The organism is Streptomyces cyaneochromogenes, assembly GCF_003963535.1.
Lineage (GTDB): Bacteria > Actinomycetota > Actinomycetes > Streptomycetales > Streptomycetaceae > Streptomyces > Streptomyces shaanxiensis.
The window spans coordinates 4,524,271-4,536,969 of sequence record NZ_CP034539.1; the positions used below are offsets into that span (position 1 = coordinate 4,524,271).

General features: G+C 71.0%; 10 protein-coding genes. 2 read left to right on the top strand and 8 right to left on the bottom strand.

What is annotated here, in order from left to right:
- Positions 1 to 75: 75 nt before the first annotated feature.
- Positions 76 to 894 carry a metallophosphoesterase family protein gene (locus EJ357_RS20265; RefSeq protein WP_126393021.1) on the bottom strand — a complete coding sequence of 273 codons (819 nt, stop codon included), beginning with the start codon at positions 892 to 894 and terminating at the stop codon, positions 76 to 78.
- A complete protein-coding gene (locus tag EJ357_RS20270; protein ID WP_126393022.1) occupies positions 878 to 3,934 on the bottom strand; it encodes an FAD-binding and (Fe-S)-binding domain-containing protein in 3,057 nt (1,018 codons plus the stop codon). Before EJ357_RS20270 ends, EJ357_RS20265 begins: the two co-directional genes overlap by 17 nt.
- A 161-nt stretch (positions 3,935 to 4,095) precedes the next feature.
- Here EJ357_RS20270 and serC point away from each other — a divergent pair, with 161 nt between their 5' ends.
- Positions 4,096 to 5,214 (top strand): phosphoserine transaminase, encoded by a 1,119-nt coding sequence (gene serC / locus EJ357_RS20275; RefSeq protein ID WP_126393023.1) that lies wholly within the window; start codon positions 4,096 to 4,098, stop codon positions 5,212 to 5,214.
- An 80-nt stretch (positions 5,215 to 5,294) separates the two neighbouring features.
- Here the strand turns inward: serC and EJ357_RS20280 are convergent, their stop codons facing one another.
- The 4 genes from EJ357_RS20280 to EJ357_RS20295 form a co-directional block, all read right to left on the bottom strand.
- The gene (locus EJ357_RS20280) at positions 5,295 to 6,326 is read right to left on the bottom strand and encodes a hypothetical protein (protein ID WP_126393024.1); all 1,032 of its coding nucleotides are present in this window, start codon (positions 6,324 to 6,326) and stop codon (positions 5,295 to 5,297) included.
- 781 nt (positions 6,327 to 7,107) lie between these two features.
- Positions 7,108 to 8,652, bottom strand: coding sequence for a cellulase family glycosylhydrolase (locus EJ357_RS20285; protein WP_126393025.1), 1,545 nt, complete (start codon positions 8,650 to 8,652; stop codon positions 7,108 to 7,110).
- Positions 8,653 to 8,784: 132 nt separating this feature from the next.
- Complete coding sequence (locus EJ357_RS20290; protein ID WP_126393026.1) at positions 8,785 to 9,612, bottom strand: ABC transporter permease; 828 nt, start codon at positions 9,610 to 9,612, stop codon at positions 8,785 to 8,787.
- Positions 9,609 to 10,619: an ATP-binding cassette domain-containing protein gene (locus EJ357_RS20295; protein WP_126393027.1), complete on the bottom strand. Its 1,011-nt coding sequence runs from the start codon at positions 10,617 to 10,619 to the stop codon at positions 9,609 to 9,611. The genes EJ357_RS20290 and EJ357_RS20295 overlap by 4 nt, the downstream gene beginning before the upstream one ends.
- A gap of 92 nt (positions 10,620 to 10,711) precedes the next feature.
- On the opposite strand from EJ357_RS20295, the gene EJ357_RS20300 reads away from it, so the two are divergent.
- On the top strand, positions 10,712 to 11,515 hold the full coding sequence (locus EJ357_RS20300; protein WP_126393028.1) for a TetR/AcrR family transcriptional regulator: 804 nt from the start codon (positions 10,712 to 10,714) through the stop codon (positions 11,513 to 11,515).
- Here the strand turns inward: EJ357_RS20300 and EJ357_RS20305 are convergent.
- Positions 11,512 to 12,063 (bottom strand): hypothetical protein, encoded by a 552-nt coding sequence (locus EJ357_RS20305; RefSeq protein WP_126393029.1) that lies wholly within the window; start codon positions 12,061 to 12,063, stop codon positions 11,512 to 11,514. The genes EJ357_RS20300 and EJ357_RS20305 overlap by 4 nt on opposite strands.
- Complete coding sequence (locus EJ357_RS20310) at positions 12,060 to 12,686, bottom strand: hypothetical protein (protein ID WP_126393030.1); 627 nt, start codon at positions 12,684 to 12,686, stop codon at positions 12,060 to 12,062. The genes EJ357_RS20305 and EJ357_RS20310 overlap by 4 nt, the downstream gene beginning before the upstream one ends.
- Positions 12,687 to 12,699 lie beyond the last annotated feature (13 nt).

Sequence of the window (12,699 nt, forward strand, 5' to 3'; positions counted from 1 at the left end):
GCTGTACTGCCGAGTCCAGGGTAGTGGACCTCGTCAGGCGTGTGAACCCATTACGCCACTGTCCCGGAATATGGACTAAGCCCCCCGACCGTCCCTCGGTCCGAACACCCTCAGCGCGTCCGCATCCGTGGCGCGGGCGTTGAGAAAGTGATCCGCCCACTCCGCGATGCCGCCGTAGGCGCACTCCGCCGTCAGCCGTGCGATCGCCCGCGGCACGTCGTACGGCGTCACCCGCAGGTCGACCCCCGGCCCCAGCAGGCACCAGTGGGCGCCCGCCCGTCCGTACGGCATCCCGACGCTCCCCGGGTTGACCACCAGGCGCCCGTGGGCGAGCCGTGCGTAGGGCATGTGGGTGTGCCCGCAGACCACCGTGCGGACGGAGTCGGCGACCCCGTCGAAGACCTCCGCCCACCGGTCGGGGCGCGAGTCGACCAGGACGACCTCCTCGTCGTCGCGGGGTGTGGCGTGGCAGAAGAGGACGTCGCCGAGGCCTCGCACGCGCAGCGTGAGCGTCCTGGGAAGGGAGGCGAGGAACTCGACCTGGTCCTCGGTGAGCCGACCCGCCGCGTAGGGGGCGATCGGGTCGGGGATCTCGACCCGTTCGCCGCGCCGGTACTCGACCAGCTCCCGGTCCGCGTTGCCCGCGATCCACAGCACGCGGTCGCCCTGCCGGTACAGCAGGTCGAGCACCTCTGCGGGCTGCGGTCCCGCCGTGATGTCCCCGGTGAGCACGATGCGCTCGGCGGCGAGGACCTCCGGCTCGGCGAGCACCGCCTCCAGCGCGGGGAGCACCCCGTGGATGTCGGAGAGGACGGCCACCCGCTCCAGCTCAGGGCCCGGCGCGAGGTCCGGCGCAGGGTTCAGCCCAAGGCCCGGCTCATCGCCCCGGCTCATCGGTCACCCCTTCGCCGTCCCCCGACTCATCGGTCACCCCTTCGCCGTCCCCCAACGCCTCCGCCAGCACCTCCGCCAGGTGCCGCCCCCGCACCCCGGCCAGCTGTTCCAGCTGCGTCCGGCACGAGAACCCGTCCGCCAGCACCACCGCCCCCTCCCGCGCGCCCCGCACCGAAGGAAGCAACTGCTCCTCGGCGCAGGCCAGCGACACCTCGAAGTGCCCTTTCTCGAAACCGAAGTTACCGGCGAGACCGCAGCACCCCCCGCTCAGTTCGCCCGAGAGCAGAGCGGCTTGACGCAGCCGGCGATCGGCCCCGTCACCGAGGACCGCGTGCTGATGGCAGTGCGTCTGCCCGACCACCGCCCGGTCCACGCGGGGCGGCGTCCAGTCCGGAGCATGCCGCTCCAACACCTCCGCGAAGGTCAGGACCCGGTCGGCCAGGCGCCGGGCCCGCGGATCGTCGTGCAGCAGTTCCGGCAGGTCCGAGCGGAGGGCCGCCGCACAGCTCGGCTCCAGGACGACGACCGGGGCGGCCGTCTCCAGCACCGGCTCCATCAGGTCGAGCGTGTGCCGCAGCACCGCGCGGGCGCGGTCGAGCTGCCCGGTCGAGACGTACGTCAACCCGCAGCAGACGCGGCTTCGGCCCCGTAGGAGGGACAGCGGGTCCATCGCGACCGCCGTCCGGCCACCGACCCGCACACCGTCACCCCCGGACCCCCCGTCGCCTCCCTCCACAATCCCCTCGTCCCCCACCGACTCCCCGCCCCCCACCGGCACCCTCCTCAGCCGCACCGTGGGCGGCAGCGCCACCCGCAGTCCCGCCGCCTCCAGCACCCGTACGGCCGCCTCCCCCACGGACGGCGACAGGTGCTCGGTGAAGGTGTCCGGCCACAGGACGACCAGCTCACCGCGCTCACCGCGCTCGCGGACCCCGTCGGCCAAGGCGTCACCCCCGCCGAGCCCACCACCGCCCCCCGCCTCCGCGCGCCGCGCCTCCCACCACCGGCTGAACGTCCGCGTCGCCACCCGCGGAATCTCCCGCTCCGGCGCGATCCCGCCGAGCCGTTTCGCCGCCCGCGCCAACGGCCCTACGGCGGCCATGGCGTTGACCAGCGACGCCGTACGCGTGCGGGCCACCAGGCGCAGCCACTGCGGCAGCCGGCCCATGCTGTAGTGCGCGGCCGGGCGGCGGCGCCCCTCGTAGTGGTGGTACAGGAATTCCGCCTTGTACGTGGCCATGTCGACCTCGACCGGGCAGTCGGACCGGCATCCCTTGCAGGACAGGCACAGGTCCAGCGCGTCCCGCACCTCGGTCGACCGCCACCCGTCGGTCACCAGTTCCCCGGCGAGCATCTCGTGCAGCAACCGGGCACGCCCGCGCGTGGAGTGCTCCTCCTCGCCGGTGGCCCGGAAGGACGGGCACATGACGGACGGGCCCGCCACCGAGGTCGTACGGCACTTCGCGACCCCGACACACCGCCGTACGGCCGCAGAGAAGTCCCCGCCGTCGGCCGGGTATCCGAAGGCCACGTCCACCGGCTCGCGGTGCAGGACCGAGAACCGGAGGTTCGCGTCCAGGGGCGCGGGGCGCACCAGCATGCCCGGGTTGAGCAGGTCGTCCGGGTCCCAGACCCCCTTCGCCCGCTCGAAGAGGCGGACCATCTCCTCCCCGTACATCTTCGGCAGCAGCTCGGCCCGTGCCTGCCCGTCCCCGTGCTCCCCGGACAGCGAGCCCCCGTGCGCCACGACGACCTCGGCGAGCTCCTCCGAGAAGCGCCGGAAGCGGCCGATGCCCGCCTCCGTCAGCAGGTCGAAGTCGATACGGACGTGGATACAGCCGTCCCCGAAGTGCCCGTACGGCGTACCGCGCAGCCCGTGTGCGGTCAGCAGCGCGCGGAAGTCCCGCAGATACGCGCCGAGCCGCTCGGGCGGCACCGCGCAGTCCTCCCAGCCGGGCCAGGCCTCGCTGCCGTCGGGCATCCGGGTCGCCGTACCGCTCGCGTCCTCCCGGATGCGCCACAGGGCCCGTTGCCCGGCCGCGTCCGTCACGACCCGCGCGTCGACGACATCGGCGGCCCGCACGATCGCCTCCGCACGCGCGCGTGCCTCCCCCTCCGACTCCCCGCCCGTCTCCACGAACAACCAGGCGCCGCCCCGGGGAAGCGCGGCGGTCGAGCGCACGAGGTCGACCGCCATGCCCTCGACCGTCAACGGCCCGTACGGCAGCAGCCCGGCCGCCGCCTGTGCCGCCGCGCTCTCGTCGGCGTAGGCCAGCACGGCGAGCGCACGCGCGCGTGGAGCTTCGACGAGCCCCACGGTCGCCTCGGTGAGGATCCCCAGGGTGCCCTCGCTCCCGCAGTAGGAGCGGGCGACGTCGGCGCCCTTCTCGGGCAGCAGGGCGTCCAGGGCGTATCCGGAGATACGGCGGGGCAGTTCGGGAAACCCGGTGCGCAGCCGCGCCAGCTCGCCCTCGACCAGTTCCCGCAGCCCGCGCGGCGCCCCGGCCCACTCCTCCCCCAGCCGCAGCCGCTCCCCGCGCGCGGTGATCACGTCCAGCTCCCGCACGCTGTCCGCGGTCGTCCCCCACGCCACCGAGTGCGAGCCGCACGAGTTGTTGCCGATCATCCCGCCGAGCGTGCAGCGGCTGTGGGTGGAGGGGTCGGGCCCGAAGCGGAGCCCGTGCGGGGCGGCGGCCTCCTGAAGGCGGTCGAGGACGAGGCCGGGCTGGACGACGGCGGTGCGGGTCTCCGGGTCCAGGGACACGATCTGGTTCATGTGGCGGGTGAAGTCGAGCACGACGCCGGCGCCGGTGGCCTGCCCCGCGATGGAGGTGCCTCCGCCCCGCGCCACGACCGGCACCATGTGGTCCCGGCACACCTCCAGCACGGCGGCGACGTCGTCGGCGTCATGTGGCGCCACCACACCGAGCGGGACACGCCGGTAGTTGGACGCGTCCATGGTGGTGAGCGCCCGCGAGGTGACATCGAACCCGACCTCGCCCCGGACGACCCTGCGCAGATCCACCTCAAGTTCCGACATACGTCCACTCAATCAGCCCGTCCGGCGTTTCAGGACGAGGCCCCTCAAGGGCCGAAGCGGGGGTCTGGGGGCGGCAGCCGCCAGGTCACGACCGCGACAACGCCGTCTCACCCGACGGACGAGGTTTCACCGAGGTTTCCCGAAACAGCTACGCTCCCCCCGTGGCTGAGATCCAGATTCCCGCTGACATCAAGCCCGCCGACGGACGTTTCGGCGCGGGCCCCTCCAAGGTGCGGACGGAAGCGCTGGACGCGCTGGCCGCCACCGGAACCTCTCTGCTCGGCACCTCCCACCGCCAGGCCCCGGTCAAGAACCTGGTCGGCCAGGTGCGCGAGGGCATCAGCGAGCTGTTCCAGCTCCCCGAGGGCTACGAGGTCGTCCTCGGCAACGGCGGCTCGACGGCCTTCTGGGACATCGCGACGCACGGCCTGATCGAGAACAAGTCGCAGCACCTGAACTTCGGCGAGTTCAGCTCGAAGTTCGCGAAGGCCGCCAAGCTGGCCCCCTGGCTGGCCGAGCCGACCGTCATCGCCTCCGACCCCGGCACGCACCCGGAGCCGGTCGCCGAGGCGGGCGTCGACGTCTACGCCTTCACGCACAACGAGACCTCGACCGGCGTCGCCATGCCGATCAAGCGTGTCGACGGTGCGGACGAGGGCTCCCTGGTCCTGGTCGACGCCACGTCCGGCGCCGGCGGCCTGCCGGTCGACGTCTCCGAGACGGACGTCTACTACTTCGCCCCGCAGAAGTCCTTCGCCTCCGACGGCGGCCTGTGGATCGGCGTCTTCTCCCCGGCCGCGATCGAGCGCGCCGAGCGCATCCACGCCTCCGGCCGCCACATCCCCGAGTTCTTCTCGCTGCCCACGGCGATCGACAACTCCCGCAAGAACCAGACGTACAACACCCCGGCCCTCGCCACCCTCTTCCTGCTCAACCAGCAGCTCGAGTGGATCAACGGCCAGGGCGGCCTCGACTGGGCGGTCCGCCGCACGGCCACCTCCGCCCGGACGCTGTACGGCTGGGCCGAGGACATCAAGTACGCCAACCCGTTCGTCACCGACCCGGCCAAGCGCTCGGCGGTCATCGGCACCATCGACTTCACGGACGAGGTCGACGCCGCCGCCGTCGCCAAGGTCCTGCGCGCCAACGGCATCGTCGACACCGAGCCCTACCGCAAGCTCGGCCGCAACCAGCTCCGCGTCGCGATGTTCCCGGCGATCGACCCGGCGGACATCGAGGCGCTGACGAAGTGCATCGACTACGTGATCGAGAAGCTGTAGTCGTTCCCAGCAGTACGACGAAGAAGGGCACCCGGCAAACACCGGGCGCCCTTCTTCGTTTTCGGTTCGGGCAAGGGCCGTCATCGGGCCCCCGGCATGAGTTCGACCCGTAGGTCGTCGGTCTCCCGGATCACGTAGGTCGAGTCGGTGTCGTGCTGCCAGCCCACAGCGACGGCGTGATAGCGCCCGCCGCGCTCGATGATGAGGCTCAGCCCGGTGTACCGGTAGCGGTAGTGCATCCGCTCTCCGAGATCCTTCATCCGGAGTCCGCGGCCGGTGATGCTCAGCTGCTCGGTGCTGAAGACGACGATCGCCGTCCTGCCCAGCAGATGATCTGCGCTGTGCTCGGCGTCGCGCAGACCCGACTGCTGCGCCGCGAGTGCGACAGCCCAGAGCAGGCACAGGCATGCTGCCGTGAGCGGTGCACCCCGTGCCCGGATGCCGCTCGGGCGGTGGCCGTTGTTCGCAGCGGGGGACTGCCCCAGAAGGATGCCGGTGGCCAACAGCAAGGGCACCAGCCATTGGTACGGCTGGATTCGGCCCCAGCTGAACAACATGATGACGGCCACGCACAGCACGAGCAGATGGAGACGGGCCGCCCGCCGCGCGGCTCGTCGGCACGGGTCGACCACGGTGGACGGCAGAAGAGGCAGGACCGACCGGCTGAGCAGTTGCGGATCACGCAGCACGAGCACAGCCACTACAGCAGTCACCACCACCGGAGCAGTTACCAGCCGCAGGCTGCGCATGACGAACTCCGGGAAGCTCAGGCCCAGAGCCAGCACGTCGATGTGGAAGTACTCGAAGAACGCCCGGGTGTGCACCGCGCCGGCGTAGAACAACAGCGCCGCAGCGAGCGACAAGAGCGTCGCCAGATCGGCGGTGTAACCGACCGCCGGGTGCTGGGCGTTGGGCGGCTCGGTGCCACGAGGGACGGAATCGCGCCGCAGAGCCCGCCTGCGCCGTCGCCGGGCACCGGCACGCCGCAGGTGCCGTTCGCGCTCCGGCGTGGACGCCCGGATGCGGGGAGCGGGAAAGGAAGGCGCGTTGTTCATGACGGCGGCGTCGGCGTCGGCCCTGCCTCGGGTGATGCCGTGGATGTGGACATGCACGGACGCGTGCGGCCGCTGGAGGAGGAAGCTCCCGGAGACGCGGATGCGCTGGCGGAAGGGTCGGGGGAGCCGGATGCGCCGGAGGAAGGGTCGCCGGAACAGTCATCGGTGGAACACGGCTCGGCCGGACAGTTGGATTCCGGGCCCGGCACCGACCCTGACGGCACTGGTTCCGGCACGATCACGGGCGTGGGTGGCGGACTCGGATCCCGCGTCGGCTCCGGCACGGGGTCGACGGGGTCGCCACCCAGAGGCAGGGCGGTGCCCGACTCACCTGTTGGCTTCGAAGGAGTCCGGGTCCCCGCCGGAGCGGCACTGCTCCGGGGGGCGCTCGACGCGCCGTGCCTGCCGTGCCCGTCGTGTGCGCCCGGCCGGGCATGGCGACTCTCGCTGGGTGAGTCGGCCGCCGGTGCACCCAGAGGAGCGCGCGGTGCGTCCGGACCAGGTTCATGAGCGGACATGGAGGAGCAGCCCGCAGACGAGCCGACCGAGGCAGCCACCACCAACACAAGACTCTGCAGCCTCAGATGTCGAGCACGTATGCGACCCATCTACCGTTGCACCGGCCCTTTCAGATATCGCTTGTGGTCAGGTCGTTACGGAAAGCGACCGAGCCCAGGGCCCAGAAGTCTGCCGCAGAGATGGGCGCCCGCGATGACACAGATCGTTAATGGCGATCTCTGACGCCGACTGTTCTTGCGTGAACGATCAGGACAAGCAGTCGCAGGTGCGGCACGCCGACGGGGCGCCCGGCGATCACCGGGCGCCCCGTCTCATACCGTCACTGCGCCAGACAGCTCACCGTCGGCACACCCCCACCCCCAGGCGCACCCCCGAACCCGAAACTCGCCGCCCCGCCCACCGCAACCGCCCCGTTGTGCCCGGCGTTGGACGCGTTCACCGTCGCCCCGCTCTGGGTGTACGAGGCGTTCCACATGGACGTCACCCGCTGGGACCCGCCCCAGGTCCAGGTCACCCTCCAGGAGTTGATCGGGGTCGTCCCGGTGTTGGTCACCTTCACCTCGGCGTTGAAGCCCCCGCCCCAGTCGCTGCTGACGGTGTAGGCAGCGCTGCATGCCGCCGTGCCCCCGCCGGGGTCTCCCGGGTCACCGGGGTCAGCGCCCCCGCCGGCCGGGAACCCCGGTGCCTTGATGCTCGCCAGGTAGCCGTCCTTCACGGTGTCCACGGTCGACCAGTCGTCCTTCAGGATGCCGCCCGTGTCACCGGAGTTGGGGTTCCAGGACCAGAAGGTCCAGTGGAACGAGTCCGAGCCGTACGTCGACGTCGAGCGCAGGTACGTCGCCAGCGCGGTCAGCCATTTCTGGTCCACCGTCGACTGGAGGGTCGTACCGAACTCACCGAGCCACACCGGGGCGATGTTCTGCTTGAAGATGTAGCCCCAGTACTTGTCCCAGATGCCCGGCATGTTGTCGGGGAACGACGGATCGCTGAACCAGGGCTGCTGGGCCACGCTCGTCGCATAATCGTGGGCCGAGTACACGAGCCGGTTCGGGACGTCGAGCTGGACCGGGTACTGGGCGACGCCCATGAGGTTGCCGCCCCACCAGCCATTGACGCCGTTGTACGACTGGACGCCCTCGACCATGATCAGCAGGTCGGGGTGGACGGACAGCACGGCGTTCCCGGCGCGCTGTGCGGCGAGCCGCCAGTCACGGGTCGTGTCACCGCAGCCCCAGCAGGCGGGGTCGTGCGGCTCGTTGTGCAGGTCGATCCCGATGACCGTGCTGTCGCCCTTGTAGCGCCCTGCCAGCGCCTTCAGATTCGCGATCCACGTCGACTCGGGGACCGCCGACGTGTACCAGAGCGCCGACTGGCCGCCCGCGTCGGGCCGGTGCCGGTCGAGGACGATCTTGAGGCCGATCTGGCCGGCGTACGCCACGATCCTGTCCAGCACCTGCAAGGACGTCAGCCCCTGCAGATCGGCGTTCTTGCCGTCGGCGAAGTTGATGCTGTCCGGCATGGTGCCGGTCCTGAGGATGTCGTCGCTGAAGGGGACGCGGAGGGTGTTGTAGCCCAGCGACTCGATCTGGTCGAGCATGCTCTTGTAGTCGCGCGCCCACAGGCCGTGGACGACGTGGTTGCCGGTCTCGAAGCCGAACCAGTTGATCCCGGCGATACGGACCGGCTGCCCGGCCGCGTCCAGGATCTGCCGGCCGCTGGTGTGCCAGTAGCCGGCACCCGCCTCGGCCGCCGCTACGGCGCCGGGCGCTGCCGCGTGGGCGGTCTGCGCACCGAGTCCCGGCGGTAACACGAGCGCGAGCGCCGTCACGGCGGCGCCCAGCACTCTTCGCAAGCTGCGGAACATGTCGCTGCTTCCTCTCGGAGGCGCGGGCCCGGAACGGGTGGGAGCGCTCCCACCACCCGCACCTCCTATGGAAGTCAGGTCACATGGACACGTCAAGGACGCCGTATCAATTCGCGGCTCAGCCGCCCGGCGTCACCGGCTCAGCTTCTGGAACCTCCGCACCGCGAGCGGCAGGAAGATCGCCGTCAGGATCACCGGCCACACCCCCGCCATCAGCAGCGCGTGCTGCTCGACCCAGGAGTCCCCGGCCACGACGCCGGCCGGCACCCCGAACAGCTCGCGGGTGGCCGCCGCCGTGGAGGAGATCGGGTTCCAGGCCGCCACCCAGCCCAGCCAGTCCGGCATCAGCTGCGGTGCGACGAAGATGCTGGAGATCATCGTGAGCGGGAAGGCGACGGCGAACAGGCCGCCCGCGGCCTCCGGGTTGGGCACCAGCAGGCCCAGCCACACCCCGATCCAGATCAGCGCGAACCGCAGCCAGAGCAGCAGCCCGAAGGCGCCGAGGAAGCCGAATCCGCCGTCCGGGCGCCAGCCCATCGCGAAGGCGGTCAGCATCATGATCGCCAATTCCGCGCAGGCGGCGAGCAGATCGGTGATCCCGCGCCCGGCGACCACCGCCGACGAGGCCATCGGCATGGAGCGGAAACGGTCGATGACCCCCTTCGTGGAGTCGTAGACGACGAGCGTCGCGGTGTTGATGAAGCCGAACGCCATCGTCATCACGAACATGCCCGGCATCAGGAAGGGCGTGTAGTCCCCGCCGCCGGGCACCTTCATGGCGCTGCCGAAGACATAGCCGTAAAGGAGGACGGAGAGGATCGGGAAGCCCAACTGCCAGGCGATGTTGACCGGCTGGCGCTGATAGTGGGTCAGTCCGCGGCGGACGACGTTCCAGACGTCGGCGAGGGCCCAGTACAGGCGACTGCGCTCGGCCGGGACGGTCAGGTCGACGGCGGTCATGCGACGGCCCCCTTCTCGGGCTGCTCGGTCTTCTCGGTGCGGTGTCCGGTCAGGCGCAGGAACACGTCGTCGAGGCTCGGCCTGCGCAGCCCGATGTCCTCGACCTGGACGCCCTCGTCCTGCAGCGTCCGGGCGACCTCCGTGAGGGCGGACACCCGGTCGATGACGGGTGCGTGCACCCGCGACTCGCCCTCCTCCGCCTCGGGTTCACCGTCCGAGACCCGGGCGACGACCTTCACCACCCGCGGAATGTCGGACCGCTCCGCCACCACGACCTCGATACGGTCGCCGCCGACAAGGTTCTTCAGCCCGTCGGGGGTGTCGTCGGCGATGGCGCGCCCCTGGTCGATGACGGTGATGTGCGAGGCGAGTTTGTCGGCCTCCTCCAGGTACTGGGTCGTCAGCAGTACGGTCGTGCCGCCCGCCACCAACGCCCGTACCGATTCCCAGACTTCGCCCCGGCTGCGGGGGTCGAGCCCGGTCGTCGGCTCGTCCAGGAAGAGGACGGCCGGGGCGAGGATCATCGAGGCGGCGAGGTCGAGGCGGCGCCGCATACCGCCGCTGTACTTGCCGACGCCCCGGTCGGCGGCGTCGGTCAGGTCGAACTGCTCCAGCAGCTCGGTGGCGCGCAGCTTGGCCCGCCTGCCGCCCAGGTGGAAGAGGCGGCCGAACATCTCCAGGTTCTGCCGGCCTGTGAGCACCTCGTCCACGGCCGCGTACTGACCGGTGAGGCCGATGCGCGCCCGTACCTCGCGCGGCTGCCGGGCCACGTCCAGCCCGGCCACGGTCGCCCGGCCGCCGTCGAGCCGGATCAGCGTGGACAGGATGCGTACGGCGGTGGTCTTTCCGGCGCCGTTCGGGCCGAGCAGGCCGTGCACGGTGCCCTCGCGCACGGCCAGGTCGAAGCCGTCGAGGGCGCGTTTGTCGCCGTAGCGCTTCTCCAGCCCCTCGGCCCGTACCGCGTATCCGTCGTGTCCGTGGTCTCCGTGATGTCCGTCGTCACCCATGGATCGGGTCCCCCTTTCGGTAATTGAGTACACCGTACCCGATTGCGCGTACACCGTACCCAGTTTTTTCGGGAGGACTTAAGCTGAATCGCATGACGAGTGGCAAGGGCGGCACCAGCGGTACGGAGACCAGCGGCAGCGGCGACATCGTCCGCACGTTGGAGCTGCTCTGGGAGACGGGTCGACGCCCGAGCCGCGGGCCCAAGCCGGCCCTCACCCTGGACCAGATCGTGGACGCGGCGGTCCGGGTCGCGGACGCCGAGGGCCTGGAGTCGGTGTCGATGCGCCGGGTCGCCGCCGAGCTGGGCACCGGCACGATGTCGCTGTACCGCTACGTTCCCGGCAAGGGCGAGCTGCTCGACCTGATGCTGGATCGCGTCCAGCGGCCCTCGGAGAACCCCGCCGACCTCGGCGACGGCACCTGGCGCGCGGCGCTGGAGGCCATGGGCCGCGCGACCCTCGACCTCTACCGCCGCCACCCCTGGCTGCTCCAGGTCAACCAGTCCCGCCCGATCCTGGGCCCGAGCGCCCTGGACGGCATGGAGAAGGTGCTCGCCCGCATCAAGCCGATGGGCCTGTCCGACCCGGAGCTGGTCTCGGCGATCATCATGATCGACGGGTACGTCGTCGGGGCCGCGCGCACCCAGCTGTACGCGCAGGAGGCGGAGCGCCGGACCGGCCTGACGGACGCGGAGTTCTGGGAGGCCCAGACCCCGATGCTGGAAAAGGTCCTGGCGTCCGGCCGCTACCCCCTGATGGCCTCCCTCGACGAGAACACCTGGGGCCCCGACTTCGACCACTTCGAGTTCGGGCTGCAGCGGATCCTGGACGGGCTGGAGGTCTTCGTGGCGCGGCGGGCGGAGACGACCGGCGACGCCGACGGTGACGAGTCCTAGGGCGTGGGCTCCGCGATCATGGCGATCCAGCTCAGGACGCCCACGGGGATGGCGACCACGACGACGTAGCCCACCCGGTCGGCCACCTTCTGCCGCCGCGAGGGCTCCCGCCGGTGGGCCTCCTTGCGTCGGTCCTTCCCGCGCGGCTTGATCGCCTGGTACGCGAGGACCGCGAGGACGACCACGCAGACCGCGACCTGCCAGAGCTCGCCCACGACACCCCAGAAGCCGACCCGCTGAACCGTCTCCGGCTCGATCCCCTGCCGCGCGTCGAACCCACTGCCGTCCGGATAGTCGTGCCCGGTGTCCTCGAGGTGCACGTACACGGCGTCGCCGGCCGTGCCGCCGTCCGGCGTGAAGTCGCCGTAGCAGTCGTAACGGGAGTTCCTGCCGCCGCTGTTGGTGTCGCGGCAGGTGTCCACCTCGTACCTGCCCGGCGTGCCGTAGACCCCCGCGGACAGGGCGAGGTCGGCGGTCGCGGTGACGCACCAGAAGGCGGCGACGAGGGCGAGGAGTACCCCGCACACCCAGCCGAGTACACGCTTCATCCGCCCACCAAGATGTTCGGTTCCTTCTCCAACAGCCTTGAGATGCCGGCCTGTTCGGCGAGAGCCACGCGCTGCGGGCCGGCCTGGGCGCGCTCCTGCTCGTACTTCTTCCAGTCCGCGGGCTGCACGAAGAACATGTCGTCGCTCCCCGGCACGACCATGACGCCGCCGAAGGCCGGGTCCCCGGCGAACCAGGCACCGCCCTCCTCGGCCTCCTTCGGCCAACGGCGCACCGTCGAGGCGTTGACCGCGCGCAGCGAGGGCGCACCGCGCTGCCCGCGCACCGACAGCCGGACGGTGTGCACGTCGCCTAGGTACTTCCACTCCGAGCCCTTCCTGGAGACCCGGGTGCGGTACTCCAGGGGGTAGGTGTGCAACACCTTCTCGCACACCTTGAGCCGGGAGCCGTGGCGCAGCCGGAGCATCAGGAAGATCAGTACGAGCAGGGCGGCCGGGATGCCGAACCCGGGCAGGGCGGCGTCATAGCCGGCCAGGTGCGCCACGTACGGGACGGCGAACAAGGTCACGGCGAGCGCGAGGCGGGTGACGATGTGCCGGTACAGCAGAGCGCGGTTGTGCCTGAGCACCTGCGCGACGTCGGGTGCGGGGGGCGGATTGGCCATGTGGGGTGAGGTG

What these genes read in the sequence shown, in the direction of transcription:
- EJ357_RS20265 (WP_126393021.1), bottom strand. Translation starts at nt 894, where the DNA reads ATGAGCCGGGGCGATGAGCCGGGCCTTGGGCTGAACCCTGCGCCGGAC.
- EJ357_RS20285 (WP_126393025.1), bottom strand. Translation starts at nt 8,652, where the DNA reads ATGTTCCGCAGCTTGCGAAGAGTGCTGGGCGCCGCCGTGACGGCGCTC.
- EJ357_RS20305 (WP_126393029.1), bottom strand. Translation starts at nt 12,063, where the DNA reads ATGAAGCGTGTACTCGGCTGGGTGTGCGGGGTACTCCTCGCCCTCGTC.
- EJ357_RS20270 (WP_126393022.1), bottom strand. Translation starts at nt 3,934, where the DNA reads ATGTCGGAACTTGAGGTGGATCTGCGCAGGGTCGTCCGGGGCGAGGTC.
- EJ357_RS20310 (WP_126393030.1), bottom strand. Translation starts at nt 12,686, where the DNA reads ATGGCCAATCCGCCCCCCGCACCCGACGTCGCGCAGGTGCTCAGGCAC.
- EJ357_RS20290 (WP_126393026.1), bottom strand. Translation starts at nt 9,612, where the DNA reads ATGACCGCCGTCGACCTGACCGTCCCGGCCGAGCGCAGTCGCCTGTAC.
- EJ357_RS20300 (WP_126393028.1), top strand. Translation starts at nt 10,712, where the DNA reads ATGACGAGTGGCAAGGGCGGCACCAGCGGTACGGAGACCAGCGGCAGC.
- EJ357_RS20295 (WP_126393027.1), bottom strand. Translation starts at nt 10,619, where the DNA reads ATGGGTGACGACGGACATCACGGAGACCACGGACACGACGGATACGCG.